Below are 17,740 nucleotides of genomic sequence, written 5' to 3' on the forward strand. Positions count from 1 at the left end.
TATGTTTTTATGGTTTTTTGTTCAGTTTTTGTTTTTTTAATTTCCCAGTCAAAATCCTTTCATTCTTCCATTCGGTTCACTGATGCATCCAGGATGCTACCCTTCGGTGGCCAATATCTTTCCTTTGGCCTTGTGTCAAGACAGATGTCACCGTCGGCCGGATTGTTTCAGTCAGTCTGGAAAGTTTTCATTATGTTTCGTTTTTATGGAAGCAAAGGGGTCGCAAAGAGGGAAGGGGATGGATTCATATTTTCTGATATCAGGTCAGAAAACATCCGTGGCGGGTTGTCTGGGGGCGGGGCAGAATTGGTGAGCTTCAGCGGGATATTTTCCATGGGCTTTGGCAGGCAATGGGTGCGATGTTTTTTTTGTTGATTTTTGGAATTGAATGTCAGATGTTTTCGGAAACAGACAGGGAAAACGGCGTTTTGTGAACGGGTGACGCAAGCGTGTTTTTTTCTATGAAGAAAGTATCTTATTCAGTGGATGCTCAAATGCCATTAGGGCTGGGGAGCAACGGTGGGCGTGTTAAAAGTTCGCTACTTCAAACATGAGGATGTGGATGGACTGGAAATTTTAAATTGCCATGAGTCCAGTTTCCGATTCCCTTGCCATTTGCATGAAAATTACTGTGTCTGGCTCAACCTCTCATGTGGTGAAAAGATCATTCAAAAAGGAGAAACAAGACTTCTTGAACCTGGATTTTTGGGTGTCATTCATCCCGGCGACATTCACTCCAACGAACCTTGTGAGTCCGGTAGCAGAAGCTTAAAAACATTTTATCTGTCCCCTGCTAAGCTGAAAAGTACCTGCCGTGAAAATCTGGATTGTAAAGAAACATCCGTGGAATTGAGAACGAATTTTTACAAATCCAGCAACACCATCCGTCTTCTTTTATCTCTGGAGTCTTCCTTGCTTACGGATTGTTCCGGCAGCCTGGAACGGCAGACAGCTTTTTTAGCCGTGGTGGCAAGTCTTGTTCGGTTTTGTGGTGGCCTCACTCCAGGTCCCGCACAGGCTCGCTACGAAGAAAAAAGGAGACTTACAAAAGCCATTGATTTTTTTTATGACCGAATGGGAGACAATTTTTCTCTTGATGAAATCGCATCCTGTCTGGATTGCAGCCCCTATTATTTCATCCGTTTCTTTAAAAAAGCAACGGGGCTTACTCCACACGCCTACCTCATTCAATTGCGCCTTGAAAAGGCAAGGGCGCTGCTTTCCCAGGGACGAGCCATAGCGGATGCGGCCTTGCAGTCGGGATTTAACGATCAGAGTCACTTGTATAAGTACTTCCAAAAGAGGTATGGAGTAAGCCCAAAGGCCTACCAAAAGCAGACGCGGATGGTCTCCGGTCATCGGAGCAGGGCCGGGGATTCATGATCGGGATGCGGCTGTCTGCTTCCCTGCTGCGCTTTCTTTGTGTACGCACAAAGAGACTACTGCCAGAATCATCAGAGCGGCTCCAAAGTAACCGGATGATTTTATATTTTCATCCAGCAGAAGCCATGCAAGGACACTTGCCGTCAGGGGCTCAACCATGGTCAGTATGGACGCCGTGGAGGCAGTAACGGTTTTCATGCCAAGAAAGAAGAGGGTATAGCCCAAGGCTGAAGGAATGAGCCCGATATATAATAGGAGACGGATGCTTTCCGCAGAGGGGGCGCAGACCACAAGAGATGATAATGAGGCAAAAGGAAGGAGCCCGGTGGCTCCGACACCAAAGGCAATGACAGTGGTTTGCAGTGGGTGATAGTCCTTGCTGAGTGATCTGCCTAGAAGGGTTACCGATGCATATCCGAGTGCGGAGCCAAACGCAAGCGTCATGCCCAAAGGGGTATTTCTGTTGATAGACAAGCTAACATCAGGAATGCCGACGATGAAGATAGTACCTGCCAGTGCTAAAAAAAGCGCCAAGCATAGATTGGTACTCAATGGTTCCTTCATGAAGAAAACGGAAGCAAGGGCGACAATGACAGGAGCTGAGCAAAGAGTGATCACGGTTGCGATTGACACTCCTACATATGCTATGGCAGCGAAATACAACACCTGATAGGCGGCAAGCAAGATGCCCAGCAAAGAGATCTTGGCGCGATCCCGGAAGCATATCTGTTTGCGGGTATTCTTCACACATACCACAGAAAACAGATAGACAAATGGGAATGCCAATGCAAGTCGGAAAAAACCGATTGTGAGCGCATCAATATCAGATATCTGGTATATGGACTGGGTTGCAATTCCCACGGTGCCCCAGAGAATACCGGATACGAGAACAAGAAGAATACCCCTGCTGATTAATGGTTGTTTTATCATGTCCGCAAAACCTTTTCAAGTATGGCATAAAAAGCAGATTGCATTGTTATGGCCCTTGCCAGGAGTCGCGACACTTGAGTGCATGTCCGTTACTGTCGTTGGCAAGCTTGCTATGGCGGCCGGTCTGGATCCCCTGATGGCAGAAGATGCATTGCAAATTGCGATGTCTGAGTATTTTGATGGTGTAGTGGAAAAAAGGGGTTGTTTTTTTGCGCCCCGAATCTGTCTTTTGCTAAAACTCCATGCCGTTTCAGCATACAAGTTTTCTTCTTTAATCCTTGTTACCATACGGGTATCTCCATCGGTCAGTCTGCAGGATACTGTCAAAAAGTTAAAAAGATTTATTGTAAAAAATTGGCTTCCCCCCATAAGAATTGAAAGCAGCAGCAAGTCCGTTTCAATCCATTATTGAGGAGACTGTTGGGTTGCCATTGGTTTTTGCTATAAAAATGAAGCCGTACCGGCCCGGTAGGTGGGATGGATGGGCGTGCTGATGAGGGAGCGTCTGTTCTTTCATCGGAAAAGTTTTGCTGCACGGACTTATGTCAATGGTCCAAATTTTTGATCCGCTTTTGGCCAATAAAAATGACCCGTTTTGATAAATTAAATTTTTATTTTTTCTTGAGTCGACAACTCAAATTTCGGACTTGAGTTGTTCTGTACCCGCAGCAAAGATACCCATGTGGTGCGGGATCTTGAGGTGAATGCCGTCAATGTGTACTGCCATATCGTGGCCAGATGAAGTTAAAGGAGTTAAAGGGGACAGCCCCCTTTGGTTTTTTTGGCTTTTACTTTCGGGGGCTGCTCTGGTGCTTGGCCTCTTTTCTCCACTGGAAAAGGCTCCCTGGCTGGCCTGTGTTCTGCTTGCGCCCCTTATCCATATGCTGAACCATAACGGGAAAACGGGAATCTTCAAGGGGCTGATGGCGGGCTGGATCTTTGGAGCGCTGAGCTGGGCTTCCGGCACCTTCTGGCTTCTGAATGCCATGGAAAGCCTGATGGATCTGGCTTTCTGGCAGTCTTCGCTTTCGCTGGCAGGGATATGGTTGTATCAGGGAAGTCCTTTTGCCCTGTTCGGGGCGGTCTGCGGCTGGATGAACGGCAAGGGGACTCCGGCAGGCCCACTGTTCTGCGCCAGTCTTCTGACTCTTTTGATTTATCTGCGTCCCGTTCTTTTTCCGGTTTCATGGACGGTGGCCGCAGCCTTCTGGCCGGGATTTATCCAGATTGCGGATCTTGGCGGAGAGCTTTTTGTCTGCTTCTGTCTGATCTGGGCCAATGGGCTGGTTGCCGACGTATTTTCCGGGATAAGGCAGCGCAAGGTCAAAGACTTTGCGCGGAGTTTTATTTCCCTTTCCATTTTATTGGCTCTGGTTCTGGGATACGGGGTTTGCCGCATAGCCATGCTGAACGGAGACGAGCGGGAAACCGTGGGGCGGATCATCCGTGTGGCTTCGGTGCAGCCCAATGTTCCCGTTCGCTGGGATCGTAAGACTATTGTGAATTTTAAAACCGATGAGGCCATCTGCCTTGATGCTCTGATCCGAAACCCGGATCTTGTCCGGGATGCGGATCTCCTTCTTTTTCCAGAGCTCCCGCGCATGGACTGCCGTTCGGAAGAATTTGAAAAGAGCGGACTCAGGGCTGAGCTAGAATATCTTCGTGTTCCGGCTCTGATGCATGGCAAAGAAGAGATCCCGGCAACAGAGGCTCCCGTGATCCACAGGCTGGAGACGGAGGATCGCAGCATTGTGGAAGAAAAACTGGAAGCCCGGTACAGTGCTGTTTTTGCATTGGATCCTGGTAAGGAATGCACTCCGGTCTACAGGAAAAGGATTCCGGTTCCTTTTTCAGAAACAAGCTTCTATTCGTATTTTTTTCCGGAAAGGATCCAAAAGCCAGGCTTAAAGCTCTGGTTATCCAGAGGCAGTAACCCCGGCCTGATCCATGTGGGAGATTTTTTGGTTCAGCCCCTGATCTGCTTTGAAAGCGGCTTCCCAGAGCTTGTTCGGGAAGGCGTGGGGCTGGGGGGCGATCTTGTGGTGGAGCTTTCCAATGACGGCTGGTTTTTCAGCTCCAGAGCGGAAATGAAGCATCTGGGTATGGCGGTTTTCCGGGCTGTGGAGTTTCGGCGACCCCTCGTTCGAAGCAGCAACTCGGGCGGCGGCGCTCATGTCCGGGCCACGGGCGAGATTGCAGGGGCTACCCTGACACCCCATGGCAGGGCCCTTGTCACACAGGCAACACTTTTCTGTCCTGATGTTTCGACGGTTTTTGCACGCAGGGGGTATGTCTGGCTGTGGGGTGCGGTTCTGATCGTGTGCTGGAATATGCGTAGTGCACAGAGGCGGGGCAGAAAGGCTGTATCCTGCCGGGTTTGATGAATGGCATGGCATTTGCTTTGCAAAATAATGTCTGAGATTCAGTCCATACCAAAATTTTTTAAAAAGGAGAATTCCACATGTTCCGGTCAGCCTGTACCCTTTTGATCTGTATCGTCACTCTGGTGCTTCCCCCATTCGCTCTGGCTACAACAGGGCAGGCCAACGAGTCAAACTGTAAAGCCGTGGGCTCTGTCGTTGTGAAATGCTATGACTGCCAGACTGGCTCTGAGCGCTATCTTGGCAATGTGGCCGTCCTGACAGGCTATGAAGAGGCTCAGGGGAAAAAATTCTGCGTGGTCTCTGATGAGGCGGTACAGGCCTGCAGGCGAGCATTCGGGGTTTCAGAGTATCATATAGGATACTACACCAGATTCAAGATCGGGGTCGAAACAAAGGAAGAAACCTACAGGACATCCTGCGTGGAAACCGTGGGAAAATAAGAACAGAAGGAAGCATCATGCGCAGAATGCGAAGATCGGACAGACAGATGCAGGAGACAGATGCCCTTTGTCTCCTGCATACGGCAGAATACGGGGTTTTGTCCATGGCAGGCTCCAAAGGAGATCCCTATGGGGTTCCCCTGAACTTCTGTGTGATCGGGAATGGGATCTATTTTCATTGCGCTCCGGAAGGGCATAAAATCGATCATCTCACCTTGGTTCCCAAGGTGTCCCTCTGCGTGGTAGGCCGTACGGAAGTGCTGCCGTCAAAATTCAGCACACGGTACGAAAGCGTCATTGTTTTCGGTGGGATTACGGAAGTCTTTGAAGGAGAAAAACGGCTGGCCCTTGAGGGGCTTGTTCGCAAATATGCGGCAGATTACCTTGAAGATGGTCTGATATATGTCGCGACCAGCCACGCGAAGACCCGCGTATTCAGGATTTCCATGGATACTGTGACAGGGAAAGCCCGGGATTGACCAGGTGCCAGCCAGGTTGGCAGTGGCAAGTATGTTGGCGCAAATGGGTGCTTCCAGATGACGGGATTTGTTTTTCTGAGGGTTCTGAATCAACGTTTTTATGGTGTGGTATGAAGTGAGGTAAGTTGAAATTATCGGACACCAAAGTTACTATTCAATTAAAAGGGAGGTGTCTGAATGGCAAGAAATGCAACGAACGGTCGTTATTCGAAAGAATTCGGTAATGAAGCCGTGAAAATGGTCATCGAAGGTGGTCTGTCAGTATATGAAGCATCACGGCAATTTTCCCTGCCTGGGTCGACCCTTCAGAATTGGGTAAGAGCAGGCAAGGCCGGAGGACTTTTCGATATTGGTGGCCAGTAGCGGCCTCTCACACAGGTTGAAGAGGAACTTGACCGTGTTACGAGAGGGCTTGCTCAAGTCAAACAGGAGCGCGATATCTTACAAAAAGCCACCGCGTACTTTGCTCGGGAGTCGCTGCCCGGTACACGGCAATCAGACAATTTTGACCGCAGTATTCAGCTCCTCAGCTATGCCGGGTTCTGGAGGTTCCAGCCGGCGGCTATATGGCTGGCTGAAACGACCGGATTCTCCACGAAATAAAGAGGAAAAACGGCTCGCCCCCGACATCATAGCGGTTCATCAAAGAACAGAAGAAACCTGCGGCCCGGAATGTCTGCAGAAAGATCGTGCCGATCACAATGTTCATATTGGAGTTCACCGGATCAAACGGATTCGCAGGAAGCTGGGGCTCCGCTGCAAACAGATTAAAAAATTCAAGGCAACCACGAACTCAAACCACAAGCTGCCGGTTGCCGCAAACCTTCTGGAACAGAATTTTGTAACGGAGACTCCGAATCAGGTCTGGGTAACGGATATCCCGTACATCCCTTTCCAGTTCCCGTGAGAAAACTTCTTCCAGCAATTATGGCTCCTTCACACCCGAAAAGCGATTCCGTTTTTACAGGACACCCTGCCACCTCGTGGCAAGTTTTTTTGCTCCTGTTCAGACTGTCCATTTCCCGGGCTGAGGATGGCAGATACGGGGCATACGCCATGGAATTTGGGCAACATCGTTGCCCATTTGCCGGAGCGTTCGGCCAGAACAGAATCCATTATCGCATATCTGTCAACTTTCGCTATTAAAATCCTTTTATTTCAAGGCATTCACTTTGCAGATCAGGGCGTATCCGGGTCGGACCCGGCATAGTCGCCTTCACCCTGCCGGAGCTTTTCATACAGGGCATCAAGGCATCGGAGATGTATTTGAGGAAGATCAGCCCCAGCACAATGTGCTTGTATTCTGCCACATCAATATTTTTATGCAGCTTGTCCGCCGCTTTCCACATCTGTTTTTTTATGGGTTCTTCCTGTTTGGGGGCTGCTTTTCTGGCTATGGTGATCCTTAATAAAAAGTGCAAACGGTGTGTCAGACGGAGACGAGCGGTAAGATGCAATCAGGAGGGCAGGGGCCTTGTGAATCGTAGAAAAGCGGTCTGCTGTTCTTTATGGGAATGCCATGCCCGCCATGGGCCACCCGCCGTTTTGTCATTCAGGGTTTCTGGCAAAGCGCAATCCATCACGTTGACTTGCCTGCTTCTCTGCTTTTTATCATATTCAGTATAGAGAAAAATTAAATGCAGAAAAGCTCCTGATGAAAATAGTGCAAACTATATACAGTGATTTTTGGGCAAGTCAAACAGACCTCAGGGGTGAATGGCGAATCTCACATGAGAGTAAACGGGCTGCTGATATTGAATACCATCTGTCCGAAACCCTGATGCACTTCGGTTTTTCAAAAAAGGTTACCTGCAGAAGAGACTGGTTCCGGAAAAATGTTGTATTCTTCTCAAAAATACAGGGCTGTAAAGAGCGAGGAGTCGTTGCCATGGAAACAGAGATCCGCATACTGTCTGAACCGGAGGAGCTGGAAGCATGCATTGAGTTGCAGAAAACTATCTGGGGGCTTGAAGATCAGGGAGTGACTTCTCCGATCAGTCTGAAGGCCTGGACCATGGAGGATGTGCGTACGGGATTGGTTATGGGTGCTTTTGTCAAAAAACGCATGGTGGGTATGGCTATTGCCATGGCTACCATGGAACCGGGCCTGGCCTATGGACATATGCTGGGGGTACGGGAGGAATTCCGTGACCGAAGCGTGGGAGGGCTGCTCCATGGAGCTCTGGTTCAGGAGCTTCTTTCCCGGAATATCCGGGAGATGGCCTGGACCTATGATCCCATGGAAAGCCGTAATGCCTACCTCTATCTGACGCTGCACGGTGGAAGGGGGGTGCGTTATATGGAAGACTGCTACCATGTTCCCTGCTCCATGCATGCGGGTATGCCCATGGACAGGCTTCTGGTGCGCTGTCTGCTTGGGGGGCAGCCGGAGAAGAGGGAACGTATGAGTGCAGCCTGGGCTCTGGCCCGTTATCCTCTGGCAAGTCCGGAACATATGCCCCATGACGATGCGGTGCTTCTTGCAATACCGGGAGATCTCAAGGCCATGAAAAGGAGTGAGATGGAAAGGCTGCTGCATTGGCAGCAGGATACCCGCCGGGTTTTTACGGAATATCTGAACCGGCGCTCCTACCATGCCACAAAGTTTGTTTCGGAAATGAGCGATACAGGCCGCAGAAGTTTTTATCTTCTTTCCCGCAGCATGTGAGTGGCCACTCCATTTCTGTCCGGAGAATCCGGGAAGAACTCAGGTTTTCTTCCGCCCGTTTTGAAGGTAAAAAAGTTTGCCCGGACATTTTATAAAAGGAAGTATCCATGAACAAAGAGGCCCGCCTTTCCCGTCTCACACGCATGGCCCTTGGCAGAGAATCCAGCGACTATCTGAGCAGGGACGTAGATGAGCTTACGATGGTGGAGGAGTTGAAAAATAAATACGGTCTTGAGAATGTGTATCGTTTTGACGTTGGAAAAAATATCGATGGCTTTTCTCCGCTGATTCAGGATGTGCTGGAAACCCCAGAGCTTCTTGGACTTATCACGGGCAGCCTGACCGAATACCCTGAGAACAGTTATCAGCGCCTCAGAAGACAGCTTTCGCTTCACCACGACATTCCCCCGGAATGGTTTGTCTTCGGAGCCGGTCTGGAGTCTGTTATCGATCACATTGCCCGGGCTGTGCTGGATCCGGGAGACCACGTGCTCATACCCGTTCCCAATTTTGATGTTTTTCAAAGTGTTTCCTTCAGAATGGGGGCTTCCCTTACTTTCATGGAAATGCCGGGCCTGTGCTGGGATGGAAATATCCTTGAAAGTCTTTGCCGGAAGATGAAGGAAAAGACATACCGGCTTGTATGGCTCAGTAATCCCGTTAATCCCACAGGGCAGTTCATTCCGCAGGATGATATTCACAGGCTTCTTTCCCATGCCTCGGAAACGAGAACTCTTGTGGTGGTGGACGAAGCCTATGGAGAATATACGGACAGACCCCATGCCGTACGGAGTGCCAGCAGTCTTCTTAAATCATACCCGAATCTGATGGTTCTCCGTACCTTTTCAAAGGTTCACTGCCTGCCCAGTGCAAGGGTAGGGTATATGGCTGCTTCTTCCGAAAGACTCAGGCAGGCCACCAATACCTACCGCCCCATGTTTCCTTTTTCCTGGTTTTCTCTTTATATGGCTCAGCTTGCGGTTCTGGATGGGGACTATGTCAACGAGATCCGCCGCCGTAATCAGGAGCGTAAGAAATGTTTTTTTAACCGCATCAGACAGCAGGATTCAGGACTTGAGACTTTCATGTTTCTTGAGTCTGATACCAATACGCTCATGTTTCGTCACAGAGATCTTGGAGCGGATGCCCTCCATGGCCTTCTGGCAGAGCGGGGTTTTCTGACGGCTAACCTGAATCGTCTTACAGGTATTCAGAATCAGGGTTTTCTTCGTATGACCCTGCATGGGGATGCGGTGAATGAAAAATTTCTTGATGCCTGCCGGTGGTGCGGGAGACATCTCTTCAGGTGAGTTCATAAAACAGGCATGTCTTATGAGGCCTTATGCCTGTGGGACAGGGGAGAAAAGCAGAGTCTGTTTCTCCCCATTACTCCCACCCCTCTCTCTCTTCCAAGCATTGGTGAATAAGGATGCCCTCAGGGTCAGAGGGAAACGGCAGAATTCTCGCTGACAGGGGATGCAGAGAATCCTACTCCATCACTTGCCTGCTTCTACGCCGTCTTTGAATGCCCAGTACAATGCCTGCCCCGGCTACAAGAAGGGGAATGGCCAGCATATTGATGATGGTCAGCCGGGTTCCCAGAGCATCGATGTCCGAGCGGAGGTTGCGGCGGACTTCCTTCAGCTCCTGATTGATGCGGATTTTTTCTTCATTGAACCTGCGGAGTTCCGCTTCCTGCTCTTCACTGAGAACAAGGGCATCTTCGCCCTGTTTCTGGTTTTCCAGCATCTGGATGCGCAGGGAGGCTTCTTCTGCCCTTTGCAGCAGGGCCTGTTCCCTTGCCAGCCAGCGGGTTTCGGCCTGACGCTCCAGATCCTTTACCCTGTGGAAGGGGCGATCTGTGATATCCCTTGTGCGTACATGGATGAGGTCCGGGCTGCCGCTGAGCATTTCCACGCTGTTGAGAACAAAATTCAGGTTGTCGTTGAAAATCCTTGCCATTTCAAAGCCCAGAAAGTTCTGGCGGTTCATGTAGTAGGCATCAAAGAGAAGATCGGCATCCGCTATGTAGATAAGGGTGGCGGGTTTCAGCTCCCTTGTCTCCGCAGCTGCCTTGCGGTCGGCAAGGCCGTCTTCTTTCTCCCTGTCATCTGCTTTTTCTGCCGTGCCCTCTCCGATGCTTTCGGCCTGAATCCCTTTTTCTTCAGGGGGACCATCGGGAAAGGTCACGGGGAACTGGCCCGTAAAGATCATGGCCAGAGGATAGGATTTGCCTTCTGCCGCAAAGGATCGGCGGATACTTTCTACGCCCATGCGAACAGCCACAGGATCAAAGAGGGCGGCGTTTTCCGAAGATGAAACCAGAACTTCTGCCGTGAGCGGGCTGTTTTCTCCAAGGCTCACCGTACCTGCCATGGGCAGGAGCAGGGAATTCAGAGAGGCCGTAAGGAGATGGGTGCTGTTCATGGCAGAGGCATCGAGACTCAGCCATGAAGGGTTATGTTCCACCTGATTATTCTGGCCCATGAGCCTGGTTGCCGCGTGAAAATCCACCACAACCCGGTCGTCTTTTTCCAGTCCCCATGCTTCAAAGAGCGGCGCAAGGGGAGATTCCGTTGGGCCGTAGCCGTACATGGGGTCACTTACGGCCGCAGGATCGTTGAAAACCATGAGGTTGCCGCCGCTGCTCACATAGCTGTCAATGGCATGGAGCATGGAGGGAGAAAGATGATCCGGCTGGAAAAGGATAAGAAGATCCAGTTTTTCGGGCAGGTGTTCATCGTCTCCGTTCAGGGTATGCAGACGGACGGTTTTTTCCATTTCTTTGAGAAAAAACCATCTGTTGCTGCCGCCCATTCCGGGCATGCCGTGGTTTCCGTAAATATTCAAGCCGGAAAGAATACCCACCTGTGGTTTTTCAGCCCGGCTGATCTGGGTAAGGGTGCGGGTAATATCATATTCAAGGCTGGTTTCTCTGGCAGGATCCATAAAGGCTATGGTCTGTTCCCGGTTTCCGGATATGGCCACCAGACCCAGATAGAGGTTCTCACCGCCGGGTGTTGGCAGAGGTTCGATGCCGTAGGTTCTGGCCCAGTCTTCTTCCTCTGAATCGGGCTTCGGATGGATGATTTCCAGCTGGATTTTTCCTCCGGAGCTTTCTTCGTATTCCTTGAGAAGATCACCGGCTCTGCGACCAAAGGCCCTGAAATGGACAGGCATTTGAAGGGGATCATTGCTGAAGTAGTAGCGGATGCTGACCGGTTCTTCCATTTTGGCAAGGATGGTTCTGGTGCCCGGAGAAAGGGAATGAATTTTGTCTGAGGTGGCATCCCAGCGAATACGGACGCCTGAGAAAAGAATATTCAGGAGAAGAAGAGCGATAAAAAGGATGCCCAGCATGGCAAGGCTTTTGGGAAGGGTTGTACCGGCATGTTTCGTTGTGTGGTCTGTCATTGCATACTCCATGGAAATCCATAGGGAATGGATAGTCGCGTTTCAGTTGTCAGGATGAAGGATACTCAGGAGCGGCGGTTCACGAGGAGAATGCCGTTGGCCGTAAGCATGAAAACAATGACGGATAGATAATAGACAAGATCCCTGAGATCAAAAATGCCCATGGCAAAGGTGTTGAAATGGGTCAAAAAACTTAAACCTGCAATGAAGGAGGCAAGGCTTTGGGGGGCACTGGCCCCCAGCATATCCATGACCGGTGGATAGCCGGCAAGAACGAAGAGCAGGCAGAAAATAAGGGTCAGCACAAAGCTGATCACCTGACTGCGGGTGAGGGCGGATGTGAAAATGCCCACGCTGAGAAAGGCTCCGGCCATGAAGAAGCTGCCGAGATAGGCACAGAAGATGGCAGAGAGATCCGGACTGCCGAGATAGAGCACCGTGAGCACCACAGGAAAGGTGAGAAAAAGGGCCAGTGCGATGAAGGCCCATGCGGCCAGAAATTTTCCCAGAATGATGGCCGTCAGGGAAAGGGGCAGGGTAAGGAGCAGCTCCAGGGTGCCCTGCCTTTGTTCATCGCTCCAGAGTCTCATGGAGACAGCGGGAATGAGAAAAAGAAAAATCCAGGGCTGCCAGTCGAAAAAGGGTCTGAGATCTGCCTGGCCGGATTCAAAGAGTCGGCTTACCTGAAAGGTAAAAAAGGCCTGCAGTATGAGAAAAATAACAAGAAACACATAGGCTACGGGCGTGATGAAATAACTCATGAGTTCCCGTTTGAACACGGCGCGTATGGAGTGAAAGGAAGAGGGCGTCATGGAATGCTCCCTGTATGACAGTATGGAGTGTTGTCAGGTTGTTTCCGGAAAGGGATGAATCCGGAAATGATTTCTTTCCACCGGTCTTCTCCGGGAAGGGGAAGTGGGTAAGGCACCGGTATGGCATTATCGTTTATTTCAGGCTGCATTTTGCTGGGTGGTCAGCATTCGGAATATCGTGTCCAGCCTGCCCTGTGAAATGAAAATTTCGGTGAGGCAAGCTCCGGACTGGCGGCATATTCCCTCGATCTGTGAAGAAAAGTCCGGCTGATACTGCCGGGGCCGGATGTGGAGCCGGGCAAACGCTGTATCCGTGGGTAGTGTTTCTTGTTTCACTTCACCAAGGGCACGAAGTTTTTCGAGAAGTGCGGCAGTCGGAGGGCTGCTGAGAGTGAGCGTGCAGGCACCGTAATCCGGGTCCTGACGGCGAAGGTTCTCCGGGCTGTCATCAGCCACAATACGACCTTCCGCAATGATGAGGGCTCTGGGGCAGAGGGCTTCCACCTCATCGAGAATATGGGTGGAAATGAGAATGGCCTTGGCCTCTCCCATGGCCTGTATCATCTGCCTCACTTCATGTTTCTGATTGGGGTCCAGCCCGTCTGTGGGTTCATCCAGAATCAGGTAGGCGGGATCATGGAGGATGCTCTGGGCAAAACTGACACGCTGGCGGTATCCCTTGGAAAGGGTATGGGCGGGTTGGTTCGCCACGCTTGTCAGAAAACATCTGTCCATGGCCGTATCGGCAGCTCTGCCTCGGTTCTTTCCGGAAAAACCCCTGACTTCCGAACAGAAAAGTAAAAATTCCCGTACGGTCATTTCCGGATATACAGGGGCTGTTTCCGACAGGTAGCCCAGTCTGGCCCTGGCCTCTATGGGGTGATGGAGAATGTCACAACCATCAATGACAGCCGTACCGGAACTGGGTGGCAGATAGCCTGTGATCATGCGCATGGTGGTGGATTTTCCGGCCCCATTGGGGCCCAGAAAACCCAGTATCTCTCCCTTCTCAACGGTAAAGGAGATGGCATCCACGGCTTTTTTGCCGTTGAAGTCCTTGCTGAGGCTTTTGACTTCGATCATGAAACATGTCTCCTGAAAATGGCGGTTGGAGTTTGATGGAGGCCCTGTCATGGCTTTTTGTGAGGGCCGTTCTGTGCCGCGATTCGGTACAGGTCATGGGAAAACCGGATAGGTCATGAGGAATTGTAAAAAAATGTAAATTTTGCATGGTAGCATTTCTGTATGATCCGGAAAAAACTAAGGCCGCAAGCCTTTTTTGTCAAATGGCTTGTAACCCATAGGTCGGCCTGACTTGCGCAAGGCCATGGCTTCTGTTAGGAAGACAGGGCTGGAAAAACAAACCCTGTTTTTCGGCTTACCTGTCACAGTGAAGGACTTCCTTTGCAGCCCACTGTCTGTCATCCGGTCCTTCCGGAAGCTTTCTGGTTTTCACCGGAAGCTCTTATTGCCGCCGGAATAAAGTACCCGTGATCTGTTATATCAGGCTGAACATCAGGTCCTTTGGGCCTGTGGAGTGTATAAGCTGGGAACAATGGAAAAAGATCTTTCATGAACGGGGCGGTATTTTGTCCCCAAACAAACCTAAGCCCCTTATGTCGCTGTTTTTTCGGCAAGATTAAGGAAAGGGCCTGATGGAAAAGAACAGAGCAACAGAGGAACAAGGTGTCATCCGGCAGGTATGGATGATGTTTGCATCCATAAAACTCTCCATCATTGTGCTGCTGCTGCTGGCGGCAACCTCGGTGGTGGGAACCCTCATTCCCCAGAGACCCGGTGCCCGGCCCGAGGCCGGAGAAGGGCTGTGGGCACAGATATCCTCCTTTCTGTATTTACATGACATGTACAATTCATGGTGGTTTCAGCTGCTTCTTCTGCTGCTGGCCGTCAATCTCATTGTCTGCAGCCTTGAGCGTCTGCCCGCCGTATGGCGCTGGGTACGGAAAACGGCCCGTCCTCCCCGTGCGGAAAGGGTTCGGAAGCTGGATAATGCCGCTGTTTTTATCCGGAAGGAAGATCTGGATACAGCCGAAAAAAAGGCACTTGATTCCCTGCGGGGCTGGGCCATTCGTACCGGTGTGGAGAGGGAAGGGGACAGTCGGCTGGTGCATGCGGAGTTCGGACGCTGGACCCGTCTTGGGGTATATGTGGTGCATCTGAGTGTACTGCTTCTTCTTGCCGGTGGCCTTGTGGGCTCCCTGTTCGGGTTCTCCGGTTTTGTGAATATCCCTGAGGGTGAAACGGCCCATGAAATCAGGCTGAGGGGTGGTGGGGGAACCATGGATCCGGGTTTTTCCATCCGTTGTGATTCTTTTTATGTGGGTTTTTACCCCGATGGAACGCCCCGAAAATACCGTTCCACCCTCACCCTGCTGGACAGGGGCGGAAAGGAAATTCTCACGGAAGATATCCGGGTGAACCATCCCCTGACCTATCAGGGTGTTCGTATGTATCAGTCCAGTTATGGTACGGCTGCGGCCCGTTCCGTTTCCCTGAAGCTGATCCCCGAACAGGGAGAACCCATCCTGTTGACGGGCGAGGTGAGGGAGCCTTTTTCCGTTCCCTTTACGGACGGTCATATCGTTCTCATGAATTTTATGGACAATTTCCAGTTGCGGGGGCACAGGCTGGGGCCGACCTTCCTGGGCTTCTATGAGTCCGCCGAAGGCAAACGAGAAACTCTGGTGCTGCCCCGGAGGCATCCGGGTTTTGACCGCATGCGCATGGGAGAACGGGGTTTCGCCATAGAGATAAATGATTATGAGCCCCTTTATTTTACAGGCCTTCAGGTAAGCAAAGATCCCGGTGTGGGGCTGGTGTATCTGGGTTTCACCCTCATGCTGCTGGGATGCTGGGTTGCCTTTTTTCTCTCGCACAGAAGACTTTTTGTCCTTCTGGAAAAGGGGGAAGACGGTGGTGTGCAGTATACGGTGGCGGGTACTGCCAACCGTGGTCAGCATGCCCTGAATCATCGGGTTGTGCGGATTGCAGAAAACCTGAAAAAGGCCTGACTCATTCGAATTCTGTGAATTCAAATTTCATTTTCATACTAAAAGTATAAGGAAGAGCGATGAACAGTTCTCTTATTCTTTCCATTGTTACCTTTGTATATGGTGCCGCCGCCCTTTTGTACCTTTCGGCCTGGGTCTTTCAAAAACCCGCCTGGGGTAAGGGCGCTACGGTTCTTCTCTGGACAGGGCTGCTTGGCAATACGGTTGGCTTTTGTCTGCGCTGGGCGGAAAGTTATCAGATGGGTATCGGACGTATTCCCTTGTCCAACCTGTATGAATCCCTTGTTTTCTTTTCCCTGAGCATGGCAGCCCTCTATCTGTTTGTGGAATGGAAAACGGGCCGCAGGGAAGTGGGGGCTTTTTTTGGTCCACTTATTTTTCTTGCCATCGCCTATGCTTCCCTGTCTCCCCATATCAATGATCAGATCCGGCCGCTGGTGCCTGCTTTGAAGAGCAACTGGCTGACAGTCCATGTCATTACCTGTTTTCTTGGCTATGCGGGGTTTGCTCTGGCCTTTGCCACCAGTATCATGTTCCTCATTCATCCGGGGGAGGGCAGTGACAGGGGCTGGAGAAGCCGTCTTCCGGCCCCGGACATACTGGATGACCTTACCTATCGTATGGTGGTGTTTGGTTTTCTTTTTCTTTCTCTGGGAATTATTACCGGTTCGGTGTGGGCTAACTCCGCCTGGGGCAGTTACTGGTCATGGGACCCCAAGGAAACCTGGTCTCTGATCACCTGGATTATTTATGCCGTTTTGCTCCATGCCCGGCTTATGCGCTCCTGGACGGGCAAAAAAATTGCTTGGGTGTCCATTCTGGGTTTTGCTGCGGTGATGTTTACCTACTTTGGCGTTAACTTCCTTCCCGGACTGCACAGTTACGGCAGTTTCTGATAAGGGATTCCATGGATACCATAGAAATCAAAGGTGGTGTGCGCCTGAACGGGGAAGTGCCCATCAGCGGTGCCAAGAATGCAGCCCTTCCCATTCTGGCTTCGGCCCTTCTGGTGGAAGGAAGCTGTGGATTTTCCCGTGTTCCCAATCTGAGAGATATTGATTCTATTCTTCTTCTTCTGGAAGATCTGGGCTGTACCGTGACAAGGGATGAGGATCGGGTCCGCGTGGATGCGGCGGGTCTCAACCGTACGGAGGCCGCCTATGATCTGGTAAGAAAGATGCGGGCTTCCATTTTGGTACTGGGTCCCCTTGTGGCCAGACTGGGTAAGGCCAGGGTTTCTCTGCCCGGTGGCTGTGCCATTGGTGCACGGCCCGTGGATCTGCATCTCAAAGGGCTTGAGGCCATGGGAGCCCGTATCCGTCTGGAACATGGATACGTGGAAGCGGAAGCGTCGCGTCTGAAGGGAGCGGATATCTGTTTTGATGTGCCTACGGTGGGGGGCACGGAGAATCTGATGATGGCCGCTGCCCTTGCCGAAGGCGAAACCATTCTCAGAAATGCGGCAAGGGAGCCGGAAATTGTTGCCCTGGCCGATGTGCTCAATGCCATGGGTGCCTCGGTGGAAGGGGCGGGGACATCGAAGATAGCCATTCAGGGGGTTTCTTCCCTCCAACCCGTAAGTACAGAAATTATTCCGGATCGCATAGAAGCAGGGACCTTTCTGGTGGCAGGGGCACTGACCGGAGGAGATGTGACAGCCTGTGGTTGCAATCCGGATCACCTGAGGGCTGTCATAGACAAGCTTCGGGCCACCGGTGCACATGTGGAAACTGGGCCGGACTGGGCCCGGGTGAGGGGGCAGTTTCCAATCAAAAGTGTGGATATAACTACCCAGCCCTATCCGGGGTTTCCCACGGACATGCAGGCGCAGTTCATGGTACTGCTCAGCATGGCAGAGGGAACCAGTGTGATTTCGGAAAATATTTTTGAAAACCGCTTTATCCATGTTAGCGAACTGCAGCGTATGGGCGCCGCCATCAGTCTGCATGCGGGGAATACGGCCAAGATACGGGGCGTAAAGGAGCTTTCCGGCGCACCGGTCATGGCTTCGGATTTACGGGCCAGTGCCTCTCTTATTCTGGCAGGTCTTGTGGCCACCAATACAACGGTGGTGCACAGGGTTTATCATCTGGACAGGGGCTATGAGGCCATGGAAGAGAAGTTTACACGGCTGGGAGCCCGTATCCGCCGTATCCGGTAATATTACTGGGAAAGCAGAATGTCCGAAAAGACCCGTA

The 17,740-nt window shown here is 51.2% G+C and carries 17 protein-coding genes; 11 read left to right on the forward strand and 6 right to left on the reverse strand.

Translation table 11 applies throughout. From position 1 onward, the window contains the following. Positions 1 to 843: 843 nt before the first annotated feature. Positions 844 to 1,383 carry a helix-turn-helix transcriptional regulator gene (locus OOT00_RS03225; protein WP_368407569.1) on the forward strand — a complete coding sequence of 180 codons (540 nt, stop codon included), beginning with the start codon at positions 844 to 846 and terminating at the stop codon, positions 1,381 to 1,383. On the opposite strand, the gene OOT00_RS03230 is transcribed toward OOT00_RS03225, so the two are convergent. Then, positions 1,378 to 2,313, reverse strand: coding sequence for a DMT family transporter (locus OOT00_RS03230; RefSeq protein ID WP_265423851.1), 936 nt, complete (start codon positions 2,311 to 2,313; stop codon positions 1,378 to 1,380). The two genes, OOT00_RS03225 and OOT00_RS03230, sit on opposite strands and share 6 nt — an antisense overlap. On the opposite strand from OOT00_RS03230, the gene OOT00_RS03235 reads away from it, so the two are divergent. The 5 genes from OOT00_RS03235 to OOT00_RS03255 all read left to right on the forward strand — a co-directional run bounded on the left by OOT00_RS03235 (position 2,312) and on the right by OOT00_RS03255 (position 5,979). Continuing rightward, positions 2,312 to 2,725 (forward strand): hypothetical protein, encoded by a 414-nt coding sequence (locus OOT00_RS03235; RefSeq protein ID WP_265423852.1) that lies wholly within the window; start codon positions 2,312 to 2,314, stop codon positions 2,723 to 2,725. The two genes, OOT00_RS03230 and OOT00_RS03235, sit on opposite strands and share 2 nt — an antisense overlap. A 397-nt stretch (positions 2,726 to 3,122) precedes the next feature. Then, a complete protein-coding gene (gene lnt / locus OOT00_RS03240) occupies positions 3,123 to 4,694 on the forward strand; it encodes an apolipoprotein N-acyltransferase (RefSeq protein WP_265423853.1) in 1,572 nt (523 codons plus the stop codon). Between the two features lie 80 nt (positions 4,695 to 4,774). Further along, positions 4,775 to 5,137, forward strand: coding sequence for a hypothetical protein (locus OOT00_RS03245; RefSeq protein ID WP_265423854.1), 363 nt, complete (start codon positions 4,775 to 4,777; stop codon positions 5,135 to 5,137). 17 nt (positions 5,138 to 5,154) lie between these two features. Then, entirely contained in the window at positions 5,155 to 5,616 is a 462-nt protein-coding gene (locus OOT00_RS03250) for a pyridoxamine 5'-phosphate oxidase family protein (protein ID WP_265423855.1), read from the forward strand. A gap of 177 nt (positions 5,617 to 5,793) precedes the next feature. Beyond that, the gene (locus OOT00_RS03255) at positions 5,794 to 5,979 is read left to right on the forward strand and encodes a transposase (protein ID WP_265423856.1); all 186 of its coding nucleotides are present in this window, start codon (positions 5,794 to 5,796) and stop codon (positions 5,977 to 5,979) included. 430 nt (positions 5,980 to 6,409) lie between these two features. Here OOT00_RS03255 and OOT00_RS03260 read toward each other — a convergent pair whose 3' ends face one another. Then, the gene (locus OOT00_RS03260; protein WP_265423857.1) at positions 6,410 to 6,541 is read right to left on the reverse strand and encodes a hypothetical protein; all 132 of its coding nucleotides are present in this window, start codon (positions 6,539 to 6,541) and stop codon (positions 6,410 to 6,412) included. Positions 6,542 to 6,758: 217 nt separating this feature from the next. Next, positions 6,759 to 6,965, reverse strand: coding sequence for a type I restriction-modification system subunit M N-terminal domain-containing protein (locus OOT00_RS16345; RefSeq protein ID WP_368407570.1), 207 nt, complete (start codon positions 6,963 to 6,965; stop codon positions 6,759 to 6,761). Between the two features lie 539 nt (positions 6,966 to 7,504). On the opposite strand from OOT00_RS16345, the gene OOT00_RS03265 reads away from it, so the two are divergent. Next, the gene (locus tag OOT00_RS03265) at positions 7,505 to 8,284 is read left to right on the forward strand and encodes a GNAT family N-acetyltransferase (protein ID WP_265423858.1); all 780 of its coding nucleotides are present in this window, start codon (positions 7,505 to 7,507) and stop codon (positions 8,282 to 8,284) included. A gap of 107 nt (positions 8,285 to 8,391) precedes the next feature. Further along, positions 8,392 to 9,594 carry a pyridoxal phosphate-dependent aminotransferase gene (locus OOT00_RS03270; protein WP_265423859.1) on the forward strand — a complete coding sequence of 401 codons (1,203 nt, stop codon included), beginning with the start codon at positions 8,392 to 8,394 and terminating at the stop codon, positions 9,592 to 9,594. 178 nt (positions 9,595 to 9,772) lie between these two features. Here the strand turns inward: OOT00_RS03270 and OOT00_RS03275 are convergent, their stop codons facing one another. The 3 genes from OOT00_RS03275 to OOT00_RS03285 form a co-directional block, all read right to left on the reverse strand. After that, positions 9,773 to 11,698, reverse strand: a complete 1,926-nt coding sequence (locus OOT00_RS03275; RefSeq protein WP_265423860.1) for a GldG family protein — start codon at positions 11,696 to 11,698, stop codon at positions 9,773 to 9,775. 65 nt (positions 11,699 to 11,763) lie between these two features. After that, positions 11,764 to 12,510, reverse strand: a complete 747-nt coding sequence (locus tag OOT00_RS03280) for an ABC transporter permease subunit (protein ID WP_265423861.1) — start codon at positions 12,508 to 12,510, stop codon at positions 11,764 to 11,766. A 138-nt stretch (positions 12,511 to 12,648) separates the two neighbouring features. Further along, positions 12,649 to 13,593 (reverse strand): ABC transporter ATP-binding protein, encoded by a 945-nt coding sequence (locus OOT00_RS03285; RefSeq protein ID WP_265423862.1) that lies wholly within the window; start codon positions 13,591 to 13,593, stop codon positions 12,649 to 12,651. A 572-nt stretch (positions 13,594 to 14,165) separates the two neighbouring features. Between OOT00_RS03285 and resB the strand changes: the two genes are divergently transcribed. Genes resB through murA form a run of 3 tightly spaced genes read left to right on the forward strand, consistent with a single transcriptional unit; the run spans position 14,166 to position 17,703 of the window. Further along, complete coding sequence (gene resB / locus OOT00_RS03290; protein WP_265423863.1) at positions 14,166 to 15,542, forward strand: cytochrome c biogenesis protein ResB; 1,377 nt, start codon at positions 14,166 to 14,168, stop codon at positions 15,540 to 15,542. 59 nt (positions 15,543 to 15,601) lie between these two features. Next, entirely contained in the window at positions 15,602 to 16,438 is an 837-nt protein-coding gene (ccsB, locus tag OOT00_RS03295) for a c-type cytochrome biogenesis protein CcsB (protein ID WP_265423864.1), read from the forward strand. An 11-nt stretch (positions 16,439 to 16,449) separates the two neighbouring features. Continuing rightward, on the forward strand, positions 16,450 to 17,703 hold the full coding sequence (gene murA, locus OOT00_RS03300) for a UDP-N-acetylglucosamine 1-carboxyvinyltransferase (protein WP_265423865.1): 1,254 nt from the start codon (positions 16,450 to 16,452) through the stop codon (positions 17,701 to 17,703). Positions 17,704 to 17,740: the final 37 nt, after the last annotated feature.

The organism is Desulfobotulus pelophilus, from assembly GCF_026155325.1.
GTDB classification, from domain to species: domain Bacteria; phylum Desulfobacterota; class Desulfobacteria; order Desulfobacterales; family ASO4-4; genus Desulfobotulus; species Desulfobotulus pelophilus.

Bases quoted from the DNA above. Each gene is read 5' to 3' on its own strand.
- OOT00_RS03235 (WP_265423852.1), top strand. From the start codon at position 2,312: ATGTCCGCAAAACCTTTTCAAGTATGGCATAAAAAGCAGATTGCATTG.
- OOT00_RS03230 (WP_265423851.1), bottom strand. From the start codon at position 2,313: ATGATAAAACAACCATTAATCAGCAGGGGTATTCTTCTTGTTCTCGTA.
- OOT00_RS03245 (WP_265423854.1), top strand. From the start codon at position 4,775: ATGTTCCGGTCAGCCTGTACCCTTTTGATCTGTATCGTCACTCTGGTG.
- OOT00_RS03250 (WP_265423855.1), top strand. From the start codon at position 5,155: ATGCGCAGAATGCGAAGATCGGACAGACAGATGCAGGAGACAGATGCC.
- OOT00_RS03255 (WP_265423856.1), top strand. From the start codon at position 5,794: ATGGCAAGAAATGCAACGAACGGTCGTTATTCGAAAGAATTCGGTAAT.
- OOT00_RS16345 (WP_368407570.1), bottom strand. From the start codon at position 6,965: ATGTGGAAAGCGGCGGACAAGCTGCATAAAAATATTGATGTGGCAGAA.
- OOT00_RS03265 (WP_265423858.1), top strand. From the start codon at position 7,505: ATGGAAACAGAGATCCGCATACTGTCTGAACCGGAGGAGCTGGAAGCA.
- OOT00_RS03270 (WP_265423859.1), top strand. From the start codon at position 8,392: ATGAACAAAGAGGCCCGCCTTTCCCGTCTCACACGCATGGCCCTTGGC.
- OOT00_RS03275 (WP_265423860.1), bottom strand. From the start codon at position 11,698: ATGACAGACCACACAACGAAACATGCCGGTACAACCCTTCCCAAAAGC.
- OOT00_RS03280 (WP_265423861.1), bottom strand. From the start codon at position 12,510: ATGACGCCCTCTTCCTTTCACTCCATACGCGCCGTGTTCAAACGGGAA.
- OOT00_RS03285 (WP_265423862.1), bottom strand. From the start codon at position 13,593: ATGATCGAAGTCAAAAGCCTCAGCAAGGACTTCAACGGCAAAAAAGCC.
- resB (WP_265423863.1), top strand. From the start codon at position 14,166: ATGGAAAAGAACAGAGCAACAGAGGAACAAGGTGTCATCCGGCAGGTA.
- ccsB (WP_265423864.1), top strand. From the start codon at position 15,602: ATGAACAGTTCTCTTATTCTTTCCATTGTTACCTTTGTATATGGTGCC.
- murA (WP_265423865.1), top strand. From the start codon at position 16,450: ATGGATACCATAGAAATCAAAGGTGGTGTGCGCCTGAACGGGGAAGTG.